This is a genomic window from Promicromonospora sp. NPDC050262 (assembly GCF_040655935.1).
Lineage (GTDB): Bacteria > Actinomycetota > Actinomycetes > Actinomycetales > Cellulomonadaceae > Promicromonospora.
This window is the reverse complement of the sequence record NZ_JBFAKX010000023.1, coordinates 20,451-42,103: the sequence shown is the minus strand read 5'-3', so window position 1 is coordinate 42,103 and position 21,653 is coordinate 20,451. Positions and strand designations below refer to the sequence as shown.

The 21,653-nt window shown below is 71.4% G+C and carries 23 protein-coding genes and 4 tRNA genes; 10 read left to right on the top strand and 17 right to left on the bottom strand.

Annotated elements, in window-relative coordinates; translation table 11 throughout:
• Nucleotides 1-119: 119 nt before the first annotated feature.
• The 3 genes from AB0I29_RS24600 to purM are packed head-to-tail and all read left to right on the top strand — an operon-like array spanning nt 120 to nt 3,167.
• Nucleotides 120-419: a hypothetical protein gene (locus AB0I29_RS24600; protein WP_285108686.1), complete on the top strand. Its 300-nt coding sequence runs from the start codon at nt 120-122 to the stop codon at nt 417-419.
• Between the two features lie 58 nt (nt 420-477).
• Nucleotides 478-2,025 carry an amidophosphoribosyltransferase gene (gene purF, locus AB0I29_RS24595; RefSeq protein ID WP_285108684.1) on the top strand — a complete coding sequence of 516 codons (1,548 nt, stop codon included), beginning with the start codon at nt 478-480 and terminating at the stop codon, nt 2,023-2,025.
• Between the two features lie 35 nt (nt 2,026-2,060).
• Complete coding sequence (gene purM / locus AB0I29_RS24590) at nt 2,061-3,167, top strand: phosphoribosylformylglycinamidine cyclo-ligase (protein WP_285108683.1); 1,107 nt, start codon at nt 2,061-2,063, stop codon at nt 3,165-3,167.
• Nucleotides 3,168-3,227: 60 nt separating this feature from the next.
• Here the strand turns inward: purM and AB0I29_RS24585 are convergent, their stop codons facing one another.
• The gene (locus AB0I29_RS24585) at nt 3,228-3,440 is read right to left on the bottom strand and encodes a DUF3073 domain-containing protein (protein ID WP_182620269.1); all 213 of its coding nucleotides are present in this window, start codon (nt 3,438-3,440) and stop codon (nt 3,228-3,230) included.
• Nucleotides 3,441-4,032: 592 nt separating this feature from the next.
• Here AB0I29_RS24585 and AB0I29_RS24580 point away from each other — a divergent pair.
• Nucleotides 4,033-4,242: a BldC family transcriptional regulator gene (locus AB0I29_RS24580; RefSeq protein ID WP_026365760.1), complete on the top strand. Its 210-nt coding sequence runs from the start codon at nt 4,033-4,035 to the stop codon at nt 4,240-4,242.
• Between the two features lie 64 nt (nt 4,243-4,306).
• Here the strand turns inward: AB0I29_RS24580 and AB0I29_RS24575 are convergent, their stop codons facing one another.
• The 6 genes from AB0I29_RS24575 to AB0I29_RS24550 form a co-directional block, all read right to left on the bottom strand.
• Nucleotides 4,307-4,651, bottom strand: coding sequence for a DUF3618 domain-containing protein (locus tag AB0I29_RS24575; protein WP_357486590.1), 345 nt, complete (start codon nt 4,649-4,651; stop codon nt 4,307-4,309).
• On the bottom strand, nt 4,648-5,100 hold the full coding sequence (locus tag AB0I29_RS24570) for a phage holin family protein (protein WP_285108680.1): 453 nt from the start codon (nt 5,098-5,100) through the stop codon (nt 4,648-4,650). Before AB0I29_RS24570 ends, AB0I29_RS24575 begins: the two co-directional genes overlap by 4 nt.
• 285 nt (nt 5,101-5,385) lie before the next feature.
• Nucleotides 5,386-5,850, bottom strand: a complete 465-nt coding sequence (locus tag AB0I29_RS24565) for a hypothetical protein (protein ID WP_357486588.1) — start codon at nt 5,848-5,850, stop codon at nt 5,386-5,388.
• A 181-nt stretch (nt 5,851-6,031) separates the two neighbouring features.
• A tRNA-Phe gene (locus AB0I29_RS24560) sits at nt 6,032-6,104 on the bottom strand.
• A 51-nt stretch (nt 6,105-6,155) separates the two neighbouring features.
• A tRNA-Asp gene (locus tag AB0I29_RS24555) sits at nt 6,156-6,229 on the bottom strand.
• Nucleotides 6,230-6,372: 143 nt separating this feature from the next.
• Nucleotides 6,373-6,445 (bottom strand) — tRNA-Glu (locus AB0I29_RS24550).
• A gap of 100 nt (nt 6,446-6,545) precedes the next feature.
• Here AB0I29_RS24550 and AB0I29_RS24545 point away from each other — a divergent pair.
• Nucleotides 6,546-6,890: a metallopeptidase family protein gene (locus AB0I29_RS24545; protein ID WP_285108696.1), complete on the top strand. Its 345-nt coding sequence runs from the start codon at nt 6,546-6,548 to the stop codon at nt 6,888-6,890.
• A 132-nt stretch (nt 6,891-7,022) separates the two neighbouring features.
• Here the strand turns inward: AB0I29_RS24545 and AB0I29_RS24540 are convergent, their stop codons facing one another.
• Entirely contained in the window at nt 7,023-8,444 is a 1,422-nt protein-coding gene (locus tag AB0I29_RS24540; protein WP_357486586.1) for a M15 family metallopeptidase, read from the bottom strand.
• A gap of 415 nt (nt 8,445-8,859) precedes the next feature.
• Between AB0I29_RS24540 and AB0I29_RS24535 the strand changes: the two genes are divergently transcribed.
• Nucleotides 8,860-9,471, top strand: a complete 612-nt coding sequence (locus AB0I29_RS24535; protein WP_357486584.1) for an antibiotic biosynthesis monooxygenase — start codon at nt 8,860-8,862, stop codon at nt 9,469-9,471.
• A 9-nt stretch (nt 9,472-9,480) separates the two neighbouring features.
• Here the strand turns inward: AB0I29_RS24535 and AB0I29_RS24530 are convergent, their stop codons facing one another.
• Nucleotides 9,481-10,332 (bottom strand): glycerophosphodiester phosphodiesterase, encoded by an 852-nt coding sequence (locus AB0I29_RS24530; protein WP_357486582.1) that lies wholly within the window; start codon nt 10,330-10,332, stop codon nt 9,481-9,483.
• Nucleotides 10,333-10,521: 189 nt separating this feature from the next.
• On the opposite strand from AB0I29_RS24530, the gene AB0I29_RS24525 reads away from it, so the two are divergent.
• Nucleotides 10,522-10,992: a hypothetical protein gene (locus AB0I29_RS24525; protein ID WP_357486580.1), complete on the top strand. Its 471-nt coding sequence runs from the start codon at nt 10,522-10,524 to the stop codon at nt 10,990-10,992.
• Here AB0I29_RS24525 and AB0I29_RS24520 read toward each other — a convergent pair.
• From AB0I29_RS24520 to AB0I29_RS24510, 3 genes are all read right to left on the bottom strand, one after another.
• A complete protein-coding gene (locus tag AB0I29_RS24520; protein WP_357486578.1) occupies nt 10,967-12,412 on the bottom strand; it encodes an FAD-binding protein in 1,446 nt (481 codons plus the stop codon). The two genes, AB0I29_RS24525 and AB0I29_RS24520, sit on opposite strands and share 26 nt — an antisense overlap.
• A gap of 175 nt (nt 12,413-12,587) precedes the next feature.
• Nucleotides 12,588-13,370 (bottom strand): hypothetical protein, encoded by a 783-nt coding sequence (locus AB0I29_RS24515; protein WP_357486576.1) that lies wholly within the window; start codon nt 13,368-13,370, stop codon nt 12,588-12,590.
• A 94-nt stretch (nt 13,371-13,464) separates the two neighbouring features.
• Nucleotides 13,465-13,537: transfer RNA gene (locus AB0I29_RS24510), tRNA-Lys, on the bottom strand.
• 221 nt (nt 13,538-13,758) lie between these two features.
• On the opposite strand from AB0I29_RS24510, the gene AB0I29_RS24505 reads away from it, so the two are divergent.
• Entirely contained in the window at nt 13,759-14,043 is a 285-nt protein-coding gene (locus AB0I29_RS24505; protein ID WP_285108667.1) for an iron-sulfur cluster biosynthesis family protein, read from the top strand.
• 121 nt (nt 14,044-14,164) lie between these two features.
• Here the strand turns inward: AB0I29_RS24505 and AB0I29_RS24500 are convergent, their stop codons facing one another.
• Nucleotides 14,165-14,923, bottom strand: coding sequence for a M50 family metallopeptidase (locus AB0I29_RS24500; protein WP_350224620.1), 759 nt, complete (start codon nt 14,921-14,923; stop codon nt 14,165-14,167).
• A 198-nt stretch (nt 14,924-15,121) separates the two neighbouring features.
• On the opposite strand from AB0I29_RS24500, the gene AB0I29_RS24495 reads away from it, so the two are divergent.
• Entirely contained in the window at nt 15,122-16,672 is a 1,551-nt protein-coding gene (locus AB0I29_RS24495) for a DEAD/DEAH box helicase (RefSeq protein ID WP_357486575.1), read from the top strand.
• Nucleotides 16,673-16,793: 121 nt separating this feature from the next.
• Nucleotides 16,794-17,192, top strand: coding sequence for a peptide-methionine (R)-S-oxide reductase MsrB (gene msrB, locus AB0I29_RS24490; protein ID WP_108495362.1), 399 nt, complete (start codon nt 16,794-16,796; stop codon nt 17,190-17,192).
• A gap of 30 nt (nt 17,193-17,222) precedes the next feature.
• Here msrB and AB0I29_RS24485 read toward each other — a convergent pair whose 3' ends face one another.
• From AB0I29_RS24485 to AB0I29_RS24470, 4 genes are all read right to left on the bottom strand, one after another.
• Nucleotides 17,223-17,771, bottom strand: coding sequence for a MarR family winged helix-turn-helix transcriptional regulator (locus AB0I29_RS24485; RefSeq protein WP_285107540.1), 549 nt, complete (start codon nt 17,769-17,771; stop codon nt 17,223-17,225).
• Between the two features lie 68 nt (nt 17,772-17,839).
• Nucleotides 17,840-19,456 (bottom strand): MDR family MFS transporter, encoded by a 1,617-nt coding sequence (locus tag AB0I29_RS24480; protein ID WP_357486572.1) that lies wholly within the window; start codon nt 19,454-19,456, stop codon nt 17,840-17,842.
• Nucleotides 19,453-19,956: a MarR family transcriptional regulator gene (locus tag AB0I29_RS24475; protein ID WP_285107544.1), complete on the bottom strand. Its 504-nt coding sequence runs from the start codon at nt 19,954-19,956 to the stop codon at nt 19,453-19,455. The genes AB0I29_RS24480 and AB0I29_RS24475 overlap by 4 nt, the downstream gene beginning before the upstream one ends.
• 206 nt (nt 19,957-20,162) lie before the next feature.
• Nucleotides 20,163-21,605 carry a sugar porter family MFS transporter gene (locus AB0I29_RS24470; protein WP_285107546.1) on the bottom strand — a complete coding sequence of 481 codons (1,443 nt, stop codon included), beginning with the start codon at nt 21,603-21,605 and terminating at the stop codon, nt 20,163-20,165.
• Between the last annotated feature and the right edge of the window lie 48 nt (nt 21,606-21,653).

Here is a 21,653-nt window from a genome sequence, read left to right as displayed (position 1 = left end):
CGGAGCGTGCCCGCCGCCGGCCGGGTGTGCCGAGACCCAGGTCTCGGTACACCCGGCCGGCGGCCTTTTCCCTTGTGGCCATGGCGGCCGGCGGGTCCGGGACGCGTACCCTGGGTTGCGTGAGTGAGACCCAGGCAGCCAGCGACTCCGCCGACGACGTGGAGGTGCGCGACGTCGTCGACCCGGCGACCGTGCGTCGTGCCCCGCGGTACAAGGCCTTCTTCCTGACCGGCGCGCTGGTCGGCGTCGTGCTCGGTCTGCTCCTGTCGTTCTACCTGGTCAGCTCGCCCTCGGGCTCCGGGCTGATGAAGCCCGGCGTCTACGTCACGGTGCTGACCGCGTTCGTCACGATGGTGACCACCCTGCTGGCCGGCCTGTTCGCGGTGATCGCGGACCGCCGGAGCCTGCGCGGCCGCTGACGCGGAGGTCACATGCGAGGCCGGTCACGGACATCCGGCCGCATGGGATACTCGGATCATGCCTCTGCGCGGAGATGGCCGACTCAACCACGACCTCATGCCCGGCGAGAAGGGCCCCCAGGACGCATGCGGCGTCTTCGGGGTCTGGGCACCCGGTGAGGAGGTCGCCAAGCTCGCGTACTTCGGTCTGTACGCCCTGCAGCACCGCGGACAGGAGTCCGCGGGCATCGCCACCAGCAACGGTGAGCAGATCCTCGTCTACAAGGACATGGGACTCGTCTCCCAGGTCTTCGACGAGACAGCCCTGAACGCACTGACCGGCCACATCGCCGTCGGGCACTGCCGGTACTCCACCACCGGTGGCGTGACCTGGGAGAACGCCCAGCCGACACTCGGCGCGACGGCGTCGGGCACGGTGGCACTCGGCCACAACGGCAACCTGACCAACTCGGCCGAGCTCGTCAACCTCGTGGCCGAGCGCTACGGCGCGCAGCGCCGCGGCGAGCTCGCCCGCGGCAACACCACGGACACGGCCCTGATCACCGCGCTCTTCGCGGGCGACGCCGACCACACGCTCGAGGCCACGGCCCTCGAGGTGCTGCCGCGGCTCCGCGGGGCCTTCTCCCTGGTCTTCATGGACGAGAACACCCTGTACGCGGCGCGCGACCCGCAGGGCGTGCGCCCGCTCGTGCTCGGCCGCCTCGACCGCGGCTGGGTGGTGGCCAGCGAGACCCCGGCCCTCGACATCGTGGGCGCCTCCTACGTGCGCGACGTCGAGCCGGGCGAGCTCATCTGCATCGACGCCGACGGCATGCGCTCCGTGCGCTTCGCCCAGGCCGAGCGTGCCGCATGCGTCTTCGAGTACGTGTACCTGGCCCGCCCGGACAACACGATCAACGGGCGCTCGGTGCACGCCGCGCGCGTCGAGATGGGCCGCACCCTGGCGCGTGAGCACCCGGTCGACGCCGACCTCGTGATCCCGACGCCGGAGTCCGGCACGCCGGCCGCCGTCGGCTACGCCGCGGAGTCCGGCATCCCGTTCGGCCAGGGCCTCACCAAGAACGCCTACGTCGGCCGCACGTTCATCCAGCCGTCCGACACGCTGCGGCAGCTCGGCATCCGCCTGAAGCTCAACCCGCTGCGCGAGGTCATCAAGGGCAAGCGCCTGGTGGTGGTGGACGACTCGATCGTGCGCGGCAACACCCAGCGCGCCCTGATCCGCATGCTGCGGGAGGCGGGCGCGGCCGAGGTGCACGTGCGCATCTCGTCGCCGCCGGTCAAGTGGCCCTGCTTCTACGGCATCGACTTCGCGTCGCGCGCGGAGCTCATCGCGAACGGTCTGGCGGTCGAGGAGATCGGCCAGTCGCTCGGCGCCGACAGCCTCGGCTACATCACCACCGAGGGCATGATCGCCGCGACCGAGCAGCCCAGCTCGCAGCTCTGCGCCGCCTGCTTCACGGGCAAGTACCCGATCGAGCTGCCCCCGGACGACCAGCTGGGCAAGCACCTCCTGGAGCAGGCGGAGCTGCCGCTCGGCCAGCCCGAGGACGGGCTCAAGCAGCTCACCGTGAGCACCGGCGGCTCGACCGCGCTCGACCACCCGTGACCCACGTACACCACCCGAACGACGCAGGAGCACCCGTGACTTCCGAAGGCCTGACGTACGCCGCCGCAGGCGTGGACACCGAGGCGGGCGACAAGGCCGTCGAGCTCATGAAGGACGCCGTGCGGCGCACGCAGGGCCCGGCCGTGCTCGGCGGGGTGGGCGGCTTCGCCGGCCTCTACGACCTGTCGGCCTTCAAGGGGTACCGTGCGCCGCTGCTGGCGACGTCCACCGACGGCGTCGGCACCAAGGTCGCGATCGCGCAGGCCATGGACAAGCACGACACCATCGGGTTCGACCTGGTGGGCATGGTCGTGGACGACATCGTCGTGATGGGTGCCAAGCCGCTCTTCATGACCGACTACATCGCCACGGGCAAGGTGGTGCCGGAGCGCATCGCCGACATCGTGCGCGGCATCGCGCAGGCGTGCGAGGTGGCCGACACGGCCCTGGTGGGCGGCGAGACGGCCGAGCACCCGGGCCTCCTGGACCCGGACGAGTACGACGTCGCCGGCGCAGCCACGGGCATCGTGGAGGCCGACAAGGTGCTGGGCCCGGACCGGGTGCAGCCCGGCGACGTGCTGATCGCGCTGGCCTCCAGCGGCCTGCACTCCAACGGGTACTCCCTGGTGCGCGCCGTGATCAAGCACGCGGGCTGGGCGCTGGACCGGCACGTGGACGACCTGGGGCGCGCCCTGGGTGAGGAGCTGCTGGAGCCCACGCGCGTCTACGCCTCGGACTGCCTGGCGCTGGCCGCCGACGAGGCGGCGCAGGTGCACGCGTTCACGCACGTGACGGGCGGCGGCCTCGCGGCGAACCTGGCGCGGGTGCTCCCCGCGGGGCTCGTGGCGACGGTCGACCGCGCGTCCTGGGACGTTCCCGCGGTGTTCCAGATGGTGCGCAGCCTCGGCGACGTGCCGCGGCGCGACCTGGAGAACACCCTGAACCTGGGTGTCGGCATGGTGGCCGTGGTGGGCGCCGACGGCGCGGACGCGGCACTGGCGCGGCTGGCCGCGCTGGGCGTGCCGGCATGGACGCTGGGCAGCGTGGCGACCCTTGACGCCTCGGCGGCACAGGAAGACCTGGTCGCGGGGACGAAGGGTGTGTCCGGCGGCGCGGTCAGGCTGGTGAACGACTACCGCTGAGGCGGTGGGCGGACCTGACCGAGGGCCGGGCCTGGGGCCGGCGCAAACGCGCCGGCACCCTCAGCGCGTGTTGCCGTCCTGGTCTGCCCAGTCGGAGTACCTGTTGTCGTACTCCTCGTCCTCCGAGGATTCCCACCGCGACTGTGTCGCGACATCCGTGCGGGAGTCTCCGCTGAGCTCCTGCTCGAGGGCGTGATAATTGGTGTCCGGGCTGTAGTACTTCAGCTCGCGAGCAACCTTGGTCTGCTTAGCCTTCTGACGGCCGCGGCCCATGGCTCCGACCCCCCTCAACGTAGGAGCGGGGCGGCACCGTGCATGGACGTGCGGCCCCGTAGCGTTTCGTCTGTCCAGGTTCCAACGTTACATGCTGGTACGGCGTTTCTTCCAGTCCGTGGACGTGATTCGTCCCATCCGCCGATGTGACATTGGAGTCGTTCCGGCCCCTTGCCGACTCGCCCGAACTCGTCCACCTGCTATCTCTTGACCATGTCATGGGGATATCGAGGCCGATGGTGCGCCGGGTGTACCCCCGGGCCGGCCTCTCCCGGGCGATCCGGGCCGGGTGCCCCAAGGGTCCGGTCCGGCGCTTTGCCGAGTCCTGGCGGGCGTCGGGGCGTCGTTCGAACGTGCCCTCGGGGCGGTCCGCGTGCCGCCCCGAGGAGCGGCGAAATGTCGGCGTCGGCGTGTCGCACGTGTCCGAGACTCGCCCGAAACGGGCGCGCGTGGCGAGTGGGGGAGAAAGTGAGGGAATAAACCCCGTCCCCAAGTCGCCTAAATCCCGTTTGCTGCTAACAATGGTGCAAGAGCGGGTGTCGTCAACCGCCTGGTACGGCCAGGCCGGCACCGTTCCGGAGGAGGTGCGGGGATGTCCATCCACGGAGAATCCGAGGTCCTGCTCACGCCTGCCGAGGTAGCGAGCTTGTTCCGTGTTGACCCCAAGACAGTAACGCGTTGGGCAAAAGCGGGAAAGCTCTCGTCGATCCGGACACTTGGCGGTCACCGCCGCTACAAGGAGTCCGAGGTTCGGGCGCTGCTCGGTGCGGCAGCGGACAGCTCGGGCGACACCGACAACTAGTCGGGCGTCGTTGACGGATTGGTCGGCAGGTAGGACGAAGGCGCGCCGGGTGCTGCCCCCCAGCTCAGCCCCGCGCGCGCCTGAGCACAGCGGTCACGACCACAGCGGTGCCGATGGCCACGAGCCCGATCGCGGCACCGATCACAACCTTGGCGTTGCGGGCCCGGCGCGGATCTTGCGCCGGGCCGTTGTTGTGCTCGCTGTTCTTGTGCCCGAACGCCCCGGCCGCCATGGCCCCGGCGTCACTCGCGGCCTGCTTGGCCTCTTGCGCGATCCGTGACGCCTGGTACCCCGGGCTGAGGCGGGTGGTCAGCTCGTCGATGGACGCGGCGAGGTCCGCGCGGGTGCGGAGCACCTCGGCCTCGAGCTCGCGGCTGCTGGGCGTGGGCGGCGGTGTCGGAGTGCTCATCGCTGCATCCCCTCCTTGATCGACGTGATGTCGTCCTTGACGCGCTGGACGCTCTCGGGTGGGTTGGTGGCCTTCTTCAGCAGCTGGGCACCCACGAGCGCAAGGATGATCACGACGAGCACCATGAAGCCGCCGATGACGAGTGCCGACAGCCAGAGCGGCCAGACCGTGCCCAGGCCGTACACGGCCGCCAGGAGCAGCACGCCAACGGCGTAGGCAAGGATCAGGAGCGCCACGACGAGCAGCCCGATGCCGATGCCGGACTTCTTGGCCTTCTCGGTGAGCTCTGCCTTGGCCAGCTGGATCTCGGCACGGACGAGGCGTGAGGCCTGCTCGGAGACCTGCTCGACCAGCTTGCCCAGCGAGACCGGCTTCTCGGGTCCTGGCGTGCTCTCCGGGCCGCTGCCTGCCGTTCCTGCCTGGCCGTCGATCTTCACGTCGTCGATCATCTGCCCTCCCGTGCCGCCGGTTTCGGCCTGCGCCGCTGAAGACAACTCAACAGGCCAAGAGCTCATGGGGCAATTCCTGGCGCGGCGTGGCTTCCAGTAAAAGGCATGAAGGGGATCACTCGCCAATGCGCAATTGCTGGAAGGAATTATCTCGGGGCGCCGGCGAGCGATGTTTGTGGCGCGATGGGAAGAGGCGGTTACCGGGAACCCGTGCCCGAGTCCCCGGAAACGCCGGTGGGCCGCACTCCCGAAGAAGTGCGGCCCGTCGAGATGGTCCCAGGGCGATCAGAGACTCGCCGCGATGATGCCCGCGCTCAGCAGCCAGATCACGTAGGCGGCGGCGGTCACGGCGATCATGACTCCAGCCTTCGCACCCGTCGGGAGGCGGCTCCCTGCGACCCTGAAGTTGACGATGATCGCGATCACCGCGACCAGAGCGCCCAGGAGCCCACCGAACGTGACGAGGAGGATCGGCAGCATGCCGATGACCCGCACGACGACGGGAGGCGGATCGACCGCGAGGTACCTCTCGCCGTTCACCTCGACGGGCGGCACCGCCGCGAACAGGGCGGTGCGGCCAAGGGTCGCGACCACGGGGCGGCCGTCCGTGCCCTGCAGCGTGAAGGCACGTTTGCCGGCGCTCGGCGCCTTGTTGCCGTCGACGGTCAGGTAGCTACGTCCCCACCACATGTCGGGAACGAGTTCGACGTGTCCGGCAGTGCCGGGAATGTCGAGAGTGTGCGAAGCCATGGGCGGGAAACTACCAGTCCGCCGGACCAACCAGAGTCGGGGCCGCCACGGACACCCGTACCCGGTCGCGCTCGCCAGGGTGGCCGAGTTCGCCGACCGATTGGCTGACCGGTCGTCCCGGCTGATCGCTCGGAGGAAATGAAGAACCCCCGGACCGCAATGGTTCCGGGGGTTTTCGCTGTGGCTCCGACCGGCGTCGATCCGGTGACCTTTCGATTTTCAGTCGAACGCTCTACCAACTGAGCTACAGAGCCTTAGCGCGAACGCCCGGACAGTCGAGACCGACAATCCGGGCGCCTCTCGCGCGACCCTGACGGGACTTGAACCCGCGACCTCCGCCGTGACAGGGCGGCGCGCTAACCAACTGCGCTACAGGGCCATGATCGCTACCCGCGATCGGGGGGCTTGTTTCGAGCCGTGAGTACCCTAACCCACCGCGGGCCAGAACCTGAAATCAGATCCTTGCTCGGTGGAGATGACCTGCCTCACAGCAGTCGAAACCGGCTCTTGCGAGCCGCTCCGTACCCCCAACGGGATTCGAACCCGTGCTACCGCCGTGAAAGGGCGGGGTCCTAGGCCGCTAGACGATGGGGGCCAAGACCGGGCAAGTCTACAGGCGCTCGGCTGCCCCGCCGCACGTCGGGAGTCGCGTCCGGGACGTGTCGCGCGTCGGGGATGATGGGTGCGTGGTGGAGATGACGCGGGAGGACTTCGAGACGGCCGTCAGCGAGGGGCTGGACCTCGTGCCGCCCGACCTCGCGGCGCAGATGGACAACGTGGTGGTGCTCGTCGAGGACGACGCGCCCGCGGAGGATCCCGAGCTGCTGGGGCTCTACGAGGGTGTGCCGCTCACGGAGCGCGACCACATGTGGGCCGCGGGGGCGCTGCCGGACCGCATCACCATCTTCCGGAACCCGACCCTCGCGATCTGCGAGACGCGCGAGGACGTGGTCGAGGAGGTGGCGGTGACCGTGGTTCACGAGATCGCCCACCACTTCGGCATCGACGACGACCGCCTGCACGAGCTCGGCTGGGACTGAGCCCGGGCGGACGCGGACGCACCGGGAGCCGACGAACCCGGAACCGACGAACCCCGGGTCGCGAAGCGAGGCTTCGCGACCCGGGGTTCGTGGTCGGGCTTCCCGGTACGGGACCGGGCACGGGCGTGCGGCTCAGTACTTCGTGCCGTACTCCCAGTGCCAGGCCTCCGGCTTGCTGCCGCCGGCCTGCGCCCAGCCCGGGTGCTTCCAGCCGTACTTCCCGGCGTTGGCGACCATCCAGGCGTGCTCGGCGCTGCCGAACGACTCGATGCCGCCGGACAGGTCCACGGCCTGGCCCAGGCCGTGGTTCGACGTGCCGGGCACGGCGGCCAGGGCGCCCCGGGAGGCGGCGACCGCCACCTGCTCCCCGTAGGAGCGGTAGCCGTCCGTCAGGTCCAGGTTCCGGCCGAACGTGCCGCGGAACGCGCGGTTGAGGTCCTCGAGAGCCACCGCGGCGTCGCACCGCAGCTGCTCGCCCGAGGCGAAGCTCAGCCCGCAGAGCACGCTCGACGGGATCTGCCCGTTGCCGTAGCTCTTCGCGGCCTTGGCCATCTCCTTGGCGCGCGCCGCAGCCTTCTCACGGGCTGCCTCGGCCTTGCGCTCGGCCTTGCGCTCGGCGCGGGCCTCGCGCCGCTCCTCGGCGGCCTTCTTCGCGGCGGCGATCTCCTCGGGCGTGGGGCCCGGCTTGACCGACACGACGGCGTCGCCGTCGGTCTTGGTGATGAGCCGCTGGAGCGACGTCGTCACCTTCTCGATCCGGTCGGCCGACGGCGCTGCCGCCGCCGCGCTCTCCGCGGTGGCCTTGGCGTCCTCGGCGTCGGCGGAGTTCTCCGCCTGCTCCGACTCCTTCGCCGCCGCGGTGCTCACGACCGCGTCCGCGAGCGGGGTGTCGAGGATCGGAAGGCTCTCGGCCTGCTGCCCGCCGAGCGGGGTGACGCCCGCGGCCGCGACGGCCAGGTTCGTCGGATCGGTGGCGTCCGCCGCGGTGCCCCGAGCGTCGCCGTCGGCGGTCCCGCTCCCGGCGGCGGCCGACACGTCGGCCGCACGCTCGGCGAGCGACGCGCGCTCGGTGCTCCGGGAGGCGGCGGTGTTCTGTCGCAGCCCGGTGGCGGTGACGGCGGCGTCGCGGGCCCGGTCCAGCATGGTCCGCAGCTCCTTGGTGGCCGCCTGGAGCTTCTTGCGGTCCTTGACGGTGAGGTCGCCCTCGCGGGTCACGTAGTCGGCGTCCGTCAGGACGGCGTCCGCCTTCTCGGAGGCGGACCGGACGTCGGGATCGGTCACGACGGCGCTGGTGATGGCGACCGCCGCGGGCTGCACGGCCGGCTCTGCGGCCGTCGTCGAGCTGTTCGCGGCGTCGTCGCTCCCGGTGAAGCTGACCGCCGCGGTGGTGCTCAGTGCGACCGTGGTGAGCGCTGCCGCGACCGCGAAGGACGAGCGGCGCAGCATCCGGCCGGATAGCGCGCTGTGTCCCGCCGCGGGGACGGCGGCGTGGGCACCCTGGGCGCCCGGCCGTCGCGTACGACGGAGGACGAGGGCGTGGTCTCCGGGCCTCAAGGGCGCTCCCGGTGCTCGGGGGCAAGGGCAAGGCACATGGTGCGGTGCGCGACGGGGTTCGGCGTCTGGGGCACGCTGGCTTCCGTTCTGCGGCTGGGCACGGACGACACCGTGAGGGGAGTTTCCCTCGGGGGGACGGCGAAGAATGCTCAAGCTGCTGACAGGCCACGGCGCGCAAGGGGGTCGCGCAGGCCATGGCGATCGCCGCGGAGAACGACGGCCCGAAGGCCCAGGGGATGCGTTCCTCGCGACGACGTTTAATGTTGAACGACTGTCCGAGAGTCATGTAACCCCCTTGGGGGAGGCATGCCTCACAAAAATCGAGCAGAGACGGTGACCCAGCCGTGAAGGCTGGACAACCCGGGGTGTGCGCGCTCACATTGAGGCGTTCGAGGCCGTGTATCAGACTTCGGGCATGGCCCATCACGATCAGGCCGCGAACGGATCCGTGCCCACCCCCGCCGGACAACCCGTGACCGTGTCCATCCACCGCATCGTCCACCCCGACCACGTCCCGGAGGTCACCCGCTGGGTGCAGTCGGGTGTCAACCTCGCCAACCGTTGGGACGGGTTCCTCGGATCAGGCTGGATCCGCGCCGCGGAGGGATCCCGCGACTGGCACATGCTCTACCGCTTCGCCGACGCCGAGCGGCTCGCCGCCTGGGAGCAGTCCGCCGAGCGCCGGGACTGGCTCGCGCAGGGCACCGGGCTCGTCGAGGAGCTGCGCTACCAGCAGCGGACGGGGATCGAGGGCTGGTTCGAGGACCCGACACGGGTGGACGAGCCGGCCGACGTCGCCGCTGTCGTCGTGCCGCCGCGGTGGAAGCAGGCCACGAGCATCTGGCTCGGGTTCTTCCCCGTGAACCTGGTGTTCACGGCCCTGTTCACCTATCTGGTGCCCGGGTGGGGCGACGTGCACCTCGTGCTCAAGGTGCTGATCTCGACGCTGATCCTGACGCCGATCATGGCGTACTGGGTGCTGCCGTGGGTGACCCGCCGGCTCCACGGCTGGCTGCACCGCACCTGATCCCCTGGGTTACGCGTGGCCCACGGACAGTCGCGGCGCCGGGGCGTGCCCGCGGCGACGCAGCCGGATCCCGCCGCGGCCCGGCACGGGCAGCGCGGCGGCGGCCTGGTCGGCCCGGCCCGCGAGCCAGCCCGTGAGCCGCTCGGGCCGGTCGGTGATCACGCCGTCGACGCCGATCCCGGAGTCGGCGGTCACGAGCGTGGTCCACGCCTCCGGGTCGTTCGCCGTCCAGGACATGACCCGCAGTCCCGCCGCGTGCAGGCGGGGCACCAGTCGCGGGCTGCCCGCGATCGTGGCGACGGAGGGGTTGCAGGCGACGACGTTCAGCCGCTCGCACAGGCGCAGCAGGCCGGGCGGGTCGAAGGAGACGAGCAGACCGCCCGGCAGGTGCGGCGCGACGTCGCGCACCGTGGCCACCGTGCCGGGCCAGAAGCTCTGCACGAGGACGCGGCGGTCGAACCCGGCGGCGTCGATGATCGCCACGACCCGCACGACCTGTTCCGCGTTCCAGGCGCCCTTGAGCTCCAGCAGCAGGTCCGTGCGGGGGTGGCGGGCGAGCACGGCGAGCACGTCGTCGAGCGTGGGGACGCGCTGCCCCGAGAAGGCGGGGGCGAAGTAGCCTCCGGCGTCGAGCGCGAGCACCTCCCGCGCGGTGAGGGCGGCGACCTTGCCGGTGCCGTCCGTGGTGGCGTCGACCGTCTCGTCGTGGATCACCGCGCCCACGCCGTCGGCGGTGGGCTGGAGATCGATCTCGACGTAGTCGACGCCCGCGTGGCAGGCGGCCTCGATGGCGGCGAGGGTGTTCTGCGGGGCCACCGCGGAGTACCCACGGTGGGCGATGACTGCGGGACGAGCGGCCATGCTGACCTCCGGATCTGCGGCTCTGCTCGCCACGGTAGCCGCTGGCGGAGGTCCGTCCGGCGCCGTCGGGCGAATTCGAGGAGAGTTCCAGGAGCGTTCACCGCCCGGCCCCGGGGGCGCCGCGTCGGTCACCCCGGCGAAACCCGCCGGATGCGCGGATTCCCAGGACCTGGTGGTTTCATGTGCGCCATGGTCCGTCCCGCACCGCTCGTCGTCGCCACCGCGACGCTGCTCCTTCTTCTGACCGGCTGCTCGGCCGACGGCGCCGGGTCCGAGGCCGACGGCGGGGCGAGCGCCACGCCGTCGGGCAGCCCGAGCGCGACCACGAGCTCCGACCCGGACGCACCCCTGGACGCGAACGAGGCCTGCTCCGCCATGTACGTCAAGGGCGACAAGACGCTCGAGGAGCGCATCGGCATCGCGCTCGTTGGCGCGAGCGACGGGCTCGACGCCGCATCGGCGGACCAGATGCACGCCATGGCGCTGGAGCTCGGGCGGCTCGAGGAGCGCGTGCCCGAGGAGTTCCAGGGCCCGGTCGAGAAGATGCGGGTCCCGTTCCTCCAGCTCCAGAAGGCGCTCGACGACGGCACGGAGGACCAGACCGAGCTCGACGTCGCCTCGACCGTCGAGGGGCTCAAGGAGTACGAGAAGCTCTGCTGACCGGCTCGAAGATGCCCTGCCCCGGCGTGAGCACGCCGCGGGGGTCGTAGCGGTCCTTGGCGCGCAGCACGGTGGGCCAGCGGTCGCCGTAGTGGGTGCGCCAGTCGGCCGGCGTCAGGCGCAGGGCGTTGACCGGGTACTGGGTGCCGCCGGCGGCGAGGACGCGGGCGTACAGCGCGTCGTTGTCGGCGATCAGTCGCTCGGCCTCGGCGTCGTCCGGCGGGCTGACCGCGCGCAGGAGCGCGAGCAGGAAGAAGACCTCGCCGTCCGGGACCCTCACCTGCGGCCGGGTGATGAGCGACCGCCGGGCCGGGTAGAGCAGGGCCCCGCCGGCGTCGGCCGGGGTGAGGGTGGTCAGGAGCTCCGTGACGATCTCGTCGGTGGCGGCGTCCGGGAGGAACGCGTTGAGCCACGGTCCCGGCAGCCGGAGCGCCTCGATCTGCTCCACGGTCTCGTAGAGCCGGTTCAGCCACTCGAAGTACGGCACGTCCACGAGGTCGACGCCGGGGGGTTCGATGCCGGCCAGCAGGGCAGCGTCGTCGGGCGGCTCGGTCGTGTACCAGGCGCCGCCCTCCAGGACGAAGGCGAAGCCGTCGTCGTCCGTAGGGACGAGCTGGCCCTCCAGGTAGTCGAAGCGGCCGTCGGCGAGGGCGGTCCGCTGGGCCGCCGTCAGGTCGGTGATCCGGGGGTAGGTCAGCGTGTAGACGCGCGCCATCGCGGGCGCGGTCTCCAGACGCACCGTGGCGCGCACGATGACGGCGAACTGGCCCAGCCCACCGAGCACGGCCTCGAAGAGCTCCGGCTCCTGTTCCGCGGAGCAGGTGACCAGGCGGCCCTCGCCCGTGACCACCTGGAGCTCGACCGTGTTGTCCACGAGCATCCCGAAGTGCTGCGAGGCGCCGCCGATCCCGCCGACGCAGAGCGTCCCGCCCACCGAGAGGCCCAGGTAGTCCGTGCTCACCGGGGGTGCGACGCCGACGGCGAGCGTGGCGCGGACCAGGTCGAGCCACTGGACCCCGGCGTCGACGACGGCCCGGTCGGGTGTGATCTCGTGGATCGCTGCCAGGGTGCGCGAGTCGATCACGACGCCGCAGTCGGCCTGCGCCTGACCGAACGTCGAGTGGCCCTGGCCGCGCACGGCGACGACGAGCCCGTGCTCGTTGGCGAACCGGACCAGGGTCACGACGTCGTCGACCGAACCGGGGCGCAGCACGGCCCGGGGGCGGTGGTTCTTCAGGTGCCCGTAGTCGGTGGCGGCCTCGGTGAGTGCGTCCTCGTCGGTGACGAGCTCGCCGTCGAGGTGGGGGAGCTGAATCGCGGTGGAGTTCTCCGGGAGGCTGCTCAGCCACCGGGAGTCGGCCGGGTCGAATGCGACGACGGCGGCGCCTGCCAGAAAGGTGCGACGGTCTAGCTGTGCCATGTGGGCCCCTCGGCGATCGGGTGGGCGACTACGGTACAGGTCAGGGTAGGCGCGGCGTAAGAGCGTTCGGTGGAGGTGCGTGGGCGAGGTTTTCGCGTGGCGGAGGCGTATCACCGGAAACATCTTGCGCAGGGATGGCATCTGGTGTTGTCGGTCGCAGTCGGTGGGAGCGGCCTCAGGAGCAGCGGCCCGCGTGGATCGCCCTCGCCCGCGGCGCGTCCCAGACCGTCGAGTAGCCGTATCCGCCGGGGCTGCGCGTGGTCGCCCGCAGGTACAGGTGGGCGTACGCCTCGGTGACGTGCTCGTGCACGGGCTTCCCGGTGGAGGCGCGGACGGCGCCGGGAGCTCCGGCGACGGGCGGCCTGGTGGTGCCGCAGCGCTGCTCGATCTCCGCGTGCGCGATCTCGTGGCGGGCTTGGTTCAGCAGGTACCTGCGGAACCAGTTGTTCCCGCTGCCGGCCACGGACATGTCGTCGGCTCCGTTGCCGAGCCGGATCAGCCCCTTGCCGGGGGCCAGCGTGCCGCCCGGGGTGTAGCTCCCGGTGAGCAGCGCCCTGGTCGCGGTGACATAGCCGCGCCTGCCGCCCTCGTCCGTCGCCGAGAGCTGGAGGGCGACCCCGTACCTGGCGGCGAGCTGCCTGGCGGCGTCCCCGTGCGCGCGCCCGGCGGAGCCGGAGGGACCGCCGGTCACGGGTGCGCGCCGGGTGGCCAGGATCAGTCCGGTGGCGCCCTCGACGTAGACGACCTGCGCGCCGGAGGTGACGGTCCGGCACAGCCGGGTTCCCGCGGGTCTGGTCCGGCCGGCGGGTGAGCCGTCGGGCGCGCGCGTGGTCGGAGACTTGATCCAGACGTGGACGCCGCTGCCGCCGTCGGGCAGCGAGCACCGAGCGGCCGCTGCTGCCGGTGTCGGTGCGACGCCCGCCAGCAGGACGGCCAGCGCGGTGAGAATGCGGGCCACGTTGCGCATGATGCGTCCGCCTCGATGCTACGTATCCGCTGGGCGGACCGCAGGGCGGGAGTCCTGGGGACGGTGAGTGCGCAGGTGAGAGAGGTGGGCCCCCCGGGGATCGAACCCGGAACCCGCGGATTAAAAGTCCGCTGCTCTGCCAGTTGAGCTAGAGGCCCGCGTGCCCGGCGACCGGGCGGCGCGAGTAGAAAGCCTACCGGTCAGCTCCCTGATGGTGGTGCGGCCCTCCGAGCGGGGCACCCTACGTCTTCTGTCGGCGGCTGTCACACGCTGTCCCACCCAGTGGGAGATATCGGGTTAAATGCGTCTCACGCTTGCGGTGAGAGGGAGGGCTTGGTTCGGTGGTCAGGACCACGAGAACCAATGTGAGGAGCTCATCGTGCTCACCGTGACTGACAACGCTCGTACCGCCGTCCAGGACCTTGCTCAGCAGGCCGGAGTGCCGGTCGAGGGCGGTCTGCGCATCGCGCAGGCCTCCGACCAGCCGGGGAACTTCGAGCTCGCGCTGGTTCCGGCCCCGCAGCCCGACGACCAGGTCGTCGACGCCTCGGGTTCCACCAACGTGTTCGTCGAGGCGCAGGCCGCACCTGCCCTGGACACGCTGACCCTGGACGCCGACCCGCGCGCCGAGGGTCCGGGATTCGTGCTCACGCCCACGGCGTGACCTTCCGGCGCCCCGAGTTGGGCGCCGAACGCCGAAGGCCCCCGGGAACCACCTGCCAGGTGGTTCCCGGGGGCCTTCGCCGTGCGACGACGCCCGCCGGCGTCGGTGCGCGGGGGACGGGTCAGAGTGCCACGCCGAGGATCCACGAACCGCCGAGCACCAGCGCGCCCAGGGTGACGAGCAGGAACAGCATCACCCAGAAGAGGCCGCCGACGCCGGTCAGGCGGGCGAGCATGTCGGCGTCGGACGTCCGGGCCTGCCCCCGGGAGCGCTGCACCTGGAGCTCGAACACCGGGCGTACCGCGCCGAGCAGCAGGAACCAGGTCACGGCGTAGGCCACGGCGCTCTGCACCTCGGGCGCCAGGAACCAGGTGACGAACACGAGCGCGGTGCCGCTCACGAGGATGGACCACAGGCCGAACCAGTTGCGGATCTGCAGGAGCAGCAGCGCGAGCAGCGCCACCAGCAGCCACAGCAGGCCCACGGCGTAGCCGAGCTTGAGCAGCCAGGCCGCCCCGAGGCCGATGAGGCCCGGGCCCACGTAGCCCGCGAACGCCGTGATGACCATGCCCGGCCCGCGGGGCTTGCCGCGCGACACGGTGAGGCCGGAGGTGTCGGAGTGCAGCCGGATGCCCTCCAGCTTGCGGCCCGTCAGCAGGGCGCCCAGCCCGTGCGACGCCTCGTGCGCGATGGTGATCACGTGCCGTGCGAGGTGCCACAGGGGCCGGAAGATCACGACGACCAGCGCGATCGCCGCCATGGCCAGGACCATCAGGTCGGCCGGCGGGTCGACCGGGGTGACCGCGTTCGTCCAGATGGTGCCGAGCACGTCGCCGATGGTGGCGAGCGGGCCGGCGGGGCTGGTCGGTGCGGAATTCATGCGCCACATAGAACCACACGGAACGTGACGTGCGCCGCAGTCACGAGCCGGCGAACGTGCGAGAATGTTCGGTCGTGGGCGGCATCGGCCGCCCGACGTCGTGGCCCCGGCCCGGGTGAGCAACCCGCCCGCCGGTGTGAGCACGGCGGACCACCGGCGCGGTACGCGCCGCCACCGAGCCCGAGAGGCCCAACTCCTTTGACTACCTTTGCCGACCTCGGTCTGCCCGCACCCGTGGTGCAGGTCCTGACGGACCGCGGCATCACCTCGCCGTTCCCCATCCAGACGGCGTCCCTGCCGGACTCCCTCGCCGGCCGCGACGTGCTCGGCCGCGGCCGCACCGGCTCCGGCAAGACCCTCGCGTTCGCGCTGCCGGTCGTGACGCGTCTCGCGACGTCCGGCGCCCGGTCCGCCGCGTCGGGCCAGCCGCGCCGGGTGGCCGGCCGGCCCCGTGCGCTGGTCCTGGCTCCGACGCGTGAGCTCGCCAACCAGATCGACGAGTCGGTCGCGCCCCTGGCGCAGGCCCTCGGTCTGAAGACCACCACGATCTTCGGCGGCGTGGCGCAGTCGCGTCAGGTCACCGCGCTGAACGCGGGCGTCGACATCGTCATCGCCTGCCCCGGCCGCCTCGAGGACCTGCTCGGCCAGCGTCACCTCACGCTCGACGACGTCGAGATCACCGTGCTCGACGAGGCCGACCACATGGCCGACCTCGGCTTCCTGCCCGGCGTGAAGCGGATCCTCGACAGGACGGGCCCGCGCACGCAGCGCCTGCTGTTCTCGGCCACGCTCGACAACGGCGTGGACGTGCTGGTCAAGCGCTACCTGCACCAGCCGGTCACGCACTCCGTGGACGACGCCGCGGCGCCGCCGCCGCAGATGACACACCACATCCTCGCCGTGGCCGACAAGGACGCGAAGAAGAACGTGGTGCAGCAGCTCGCGCAGGGCACCGGCCGCCGGGTCCTGTTCACGCGTACCAAGCACCAGGCCAAGAAGCTCGCCAAGCAGCTCACCGCCGCGGGCGTGCCCGCCGTCGACCTGCACGGCAACCTCGGCCAGGGCGCGCGCGAGCGCAACCTCGCCGCGTTCTCGTCCGGCGAGGTGAAGGTGCTGGTCGCGACCGACATCGCCGCCCGCGGTATCCACGTCGACGACGTCGAGCTCGTGGTGCACGTGGACCCGCCGGCCGAGCACAAGGCGTACCTGCACCGCTCCGGCCGCACGGCGCGCGCCGGGTCCGGCGGCGACGTCGTGACCCTCATGCTCCCCGAGGAGCGCGGGGACGTGCGTGACCTGACCCGCAAGGCGAAGATCACCGCCCGCCCGCAGGACGTCGCCCCCGGCGACGCCACCGTGACCCGCCTGGTCGGCGAGGTCGCGCCGTACGTCGAGTACGTGCCGCCGGCCCCGCAGCAGCAGCCGGCCCGCCAGGGCCAGCCGCGGCGGCAGGGTGGGCGCTCGCGCTCCGGTCAGGGCGGCTCGGGTCAGGGCGGTGCCCAGGGCGGGCGTCAGGGCTCCGGCCAGGGCGGTGCGCAGGGCGGCGGCCGGCAGGGCCAGTCGCGCGGTCAGGGCACCGGCGGCGCCGGCCAGGCGGCAGGGCAGCGCGGGGCCGCGCGTCCGGCGTCGGGCGGCGGGCGTACCGCGGCCGACCACTTCCCGCGGCCGGACGGCGCCGCCCCCCGCCGTCGTCGGCGGGGCGGCCGTGGCCGCGGCGCGGGCAACGCGAACGCGTCCGCCGCGAGCTGACGCGGCCACAGCAGGACTCGTGGGGCCTTCCGACCGGTCGACCGGTCGGGAGGCCTTACGTGTTCGTCACCGCTGGAACACCGGCGGCGAGCGGGAAGTTGCTCTGTGCGGAGGTGTTGAGATGACGTACAAGATTTCGAAGTCCGACCAGGAGTGGCGCGAGCAGCTCTCGTCCCAGGAGTACGCGGTGCTGCGCCAGGCGGGCACGGAGCGGGCCTGGACGGGCGAGCTGCTGGACGAGAAGCGCACCGGCGTCTACCGGTGTCGCGCGTGTGACGCCGAGCTGTTCCGCTCGGACACCAAGTTCGACTCGCACTGCGGCTGGCCGTCGTTCTACAGCCCGCTCGCCGGCGACTCCGTCGAGCTGATCGAGGACCGTTCGCTGGGCATGGTGCGCACCGAGGTGCGCTGCGCCACCTGCGGCTCCCACCTGGGGCACGTGTTCGACGACGCGCCGCAGACCCCGACGGGCGACCGGTTCTGCATGAACTCGGTGAGCCTCACGTTCGAGGAGAGCTGATCCCGGAGTGCGCTGACGCCGGAGAGCGCGTCAGCGCACGCTCGCCTTCCACGCCACGATGTCCGCCGAGTAGCGGTTGAGGAGCCGGGCGAGCTGGGCGACGTCGTCGGTCTCCCAGGTCGTGAGCGCGCCCTCCAGCATGGCGACCCGGCTGGTACGTGCCTGCTCGAAGCGGGCGCTGCCGTCGGGGGTCAGGGTGATGCGCTGGCCGCGGCTGTCGTCGGGGTCGACGGTGCGTTCCACGAGGCCGAGCTCGACCAGGCGGCTGAGCTGCCGCGAGACCGTGGCCCGCCCGACGCCGAAGTAGGCCGCCAGGTCCGAGCCCCGGGTGCCGGGCCGCTCGGCGATGTGCGCCAGGAGCGGGTACGCGCTGGCGTCGAGCTCGGGGTGCACCCGCTGGGCGATGGACGCCCCGTTGGACTGCGCCCGGCGGATCAGCAGCCGGATCTCGCGTTCCAGGCTCTCGTACGGCCCCGGCCCGGTCCCCGTGTCGTCGACGGTGCCGCCGCCGGCCCCCCTGCCGGTGGCGGCACCGTCTTCGGACGTGTCCGTGCTGGACCTGCCGTTACTCGAGAGCATGCGCCCATGATGACGGGTCAAGCGCTCGGATCACAGCCCAGGGGTACGAAATCCCCCACTTGATCGCCCTACGCCTCGACGGGGTCGAGGTCCTTGAGCTGGTCGATGCCCGACCGGTGACCCAGCGGCACCTCCTTGATGAGGGAGACGCAGAGCAGCGCGATCAGGGCGAGCGGGACGGCGGCGAGGAAGATGTCCGCGATGCCGTTCGCGTAGGCCTTCTCGACGACCTCGACCAGCAGGGCCGGGAGCGTCGAGAGATCGGGCAGCGTGCCGCCGCCGGAGGACAGCGCCGACGGGTCGATCCCCTGCTTGGCGAGCTCGGGTGCGATCGCGGTGACGCCCTCCTTCAGGTTCTCCTTCACGCTGTGCCCCAGGATCGCGCCGAGCGCGGAGACGCCGATGGCGCCGCCGAGCGAGCGGAAGAACGTCACGGTGGACGTGCCCGAGCCCGAGTCCTTGATGTGCAGCGTGTTCTGCGTGGCCAGCACCATGTTCTGCATGAGCATGCCGACGCCCGCGCCGAGCACGAACAGGTAGATCGACACCAGCACGAACGAGGTGTGGTAGTCGAGCGTCGACAGGAGCAGCAGGCCGCCCGTCAGGAGCACGCCGCCGGCGACCATGAACGGCTTGTACCGGCCGGTCTTGGAGATGAGCTGCCCGCTGATCGTGGACGACAGGAACAGGCCGACCACCATCGGGATCGTGTAGAGGCCGGACTCGGTGGGCGTCTTGCCGCGCGAGAGCTGCATGTACTGGCTCAGGAACACCGACGAGCCGAACATCGCGACGCCCACGGCGACCGATCCGATGACGGCGAGCACCAGCGTGCGGTTCTTGAAGAGGTACATGGGGATGAGCGGGTTCTTGACCCGCAGCTCCACGAGCACCGCGATCGCGAGGATCACCAGGGAGCCGCCGACCATCGCCACGGTCTGCCACGACATCCAGTCGAACTTGCTGCCCGCGAAGGTGATCCACAGCAGCAGGGTGGCGATGCCGACCGAGATGAGCGTGGCGCCGATGACGTCGATCCGGGCCGAGCCACGGGGGCGCTTGGGGAGCTTGAGCGTCATCTGCAGCACGATGATCGAGGCGATCGCGAACGGCAGGCCCACGAAGAAGTTCCAGCGCCAGCTGATGGCGTCGGTGAGGAAGCCGCCGAGGATCGGGCCGCCGACCATGCCGATACCCATGATCGAGCCCATGAGGCCCATGTACCGGCCGCGCTGGCGCGGGCTGATGATGTCCGCGATGAGCACGGCGGCCAGGGACTGCAGGCCGCCCGCGCCGATGCCCTGGAAGGCACGGAACGTGATGAGCTGGCCGACGTCCTGCGAGAAGCCGGCGGCGGCCGCCGACAGCACCGAGATGACCAGTGCGATCTGGATCAGGGTCTTGCGGTTGGTGAGGTCGGCGAGCTTGCCCCAGATCGGGGTCGAGATCGTCGAGGTCAGCAGGGTCGCCGTCACGACCCAGGTGAAGGCCGACTGGCCGCCCTCGAGGTCGGTGATGATCTTCGGCAGGGACGACGAGACGACGGACATCGCGAGGACCGACACGAACATGCCGAGGAGGATCCCGGACAGCGCCCGGAGAACCTCGGTGTGCGTCATGGCGGGTGGTTCGCCCTGGAGGTGGTCGGGCTCGGCCACCGTGGTCGTGGTGTTGGGGCTGGTCATGCACACTCCTGCTGGTTCTGGGGCGTCTTTCGGTCCGGGATGTCCGCACTGATGGTGTCGACGAGGCGGTCCAGCGTGCGGGTCGCCTGGTCGAGGTCCTCGGGCGACCAGGCGGCGAACGCCCGGTCGATGAGCTTCTTGTACTGCTCCGTGGCCTCGGCTGCGAGAGCCCGGCCCGCATCGGTCAGCTCGACGGTGCGGACCCGGCGGTCCTCGTCGTCGACGGTCCGGACGACGTATCCGGCGTCGGCCAGGGTGCTGACCTGGCGGCTCGCGACCGACAGGTCGACGCGCTGGCGCGCGGCGATGTCGGACAGGGAGACCGGGCCGCACTTGGCGAGCAGGTGCAGCACGGCGACGCCGGCCCTGGGCCAGTCGAGCTCGTGGGCGATACGTGCCGCCGCCTCCCGCTGGGCGCGGGACAGGCTCTGGAGCGCGGTGATCAGGGCGACGGCGGGGGCTTCGGTGCCGGACGGCGTCCGGCTGCTGTGGGAAGTCATGGGTGCCTCGCGTTTGATTGCTTAAAGCAACTATATCCGGATGGTTGCCGAATGCAAGGGTCTCCGGGCCGGGGGGTCGACGGCGGCGGTGTGACCTGCGCGACACGGCCCGTCCACCGCCCGCGCACATGGAAACGGCGCCGCTCCCCGGGTGGGGAGCGGCGCCGTGGCCGCGGCTGGTGCGCGGCTGGTGCGGTGTGCCGGGGTCAGGCCCCGGCGCGCGACTCGTCGCCCATGTCCTCGAGCTCCATGCCCTTGGTCTCGGGCACCTTGCTGAACACGAAGAAGAAGCTCAGCGCCGCGAAGGCCGCGTACATCAGGTACGGCACGCTGGCGCCGAACGCGGACAGCAGCGGCGGGAACGTCAGGGTGATGGCGAAGTTGGCGATCCACTGCATGGCCGCCGCGACGCCGAGGGCGGCGGCGCGGATGCGGTTGGGGAACATCTCGCCGAGCAGCACCCACACGAGCGGGCCCCACGAGGCGCCGAAGAAGACGACGAACGCGTTGGCGCAGATCAGGGCGATGACGCCCCACGGGCCGCTCAGCGAGATGTCCTCGCCCGAGCCGGTCGCCTGCGTGAACGCGAGGGCCATCAGGCCGAGCGAGACGGTCATGCCGGCCGAGCCGATGAGCAGCAGGGGACGGCGGCCCACCTTGTCGATGAGCGCGATGGCGATGAACGTGACGGCGACGTTCGTGATCGAGGTGATGGTGGAGACCAGGAACGCCTGGCTCTCGTCGAAACCGACGGCCTGCCACAGCGTGCTCGAGTAGTAGAAGATCACGTTGATGCCGACGAACTGCTGGAACACCGACAGGAGGATGCCCACCCAGACGATCGGCTTGAGGCCCAGCGCGCTGCCCCGGAGCGAGCCCTCGGCGGCGTTGGTCTCGTCGATCACGATGCTGCGGTGGATCTGCGCGAGGCGGTCGTCGACGTCCTCGTCGGGCCCGAGGACGCTGGCCAGGACGGCCCGCGCCTCGTCGTCGCGCCCCTTCGCGGCGAGGTACCGCGGCGACTCGGGGATGCGCAGGGCGAGGATGCCGTAGACGGCGGCCGGGACCACGGCGACGAGGAACATCCAGCGCCAGGCCTCCCAGCCGAGCCACAGGACGTTCGCGGCGCCGCCGGCCGACTCGGCGAGGATCTGGTCGGAGAGCAGGGCCGCGAAGATACCGACGGTGATCGCGAGCTGCTGCAGCGAGCCGAGGCGGCCCCGCATCGCGGCGGGTGCGATCTCCGCGATGTACGCGGGCGCGATCACCGACGCGATGCCGATGCCCACGCCGGCCATGAACCGCCAGACGGCGAGGTCCCAGGCGGAGAACGCGATGGCGGAGAGGATCGACGACACGAAGAACAGGACCGCGCCGAGCACCATGACGTTGGTGCGGCCCCAGCGGTCGGCGAGGCGTCCGCCGGCCCAGGCGCCGAGCGCGCAGCCGAGCAGCGCGACGGCCACCACGAGCCCGGTGATCGTGGGGTCGAGCGAGAACTGGCCCTCGATGGCGTTCACGGCGCCGTTGATCACGGAGCTGTCGAAGCCGAACAGGAAGCCGCCCACCGCTGCGGCGAAGGCGAGTGCCGTCGCCTTGCGGTGGGCCGATTGCGCGGAGGCGTTCGGGACGGTGTGACCAGTGCTCATGCTGCGATGCTAAGTCGCCCCCCGGGCCAGTCGCGCGCGGAGAGCTCG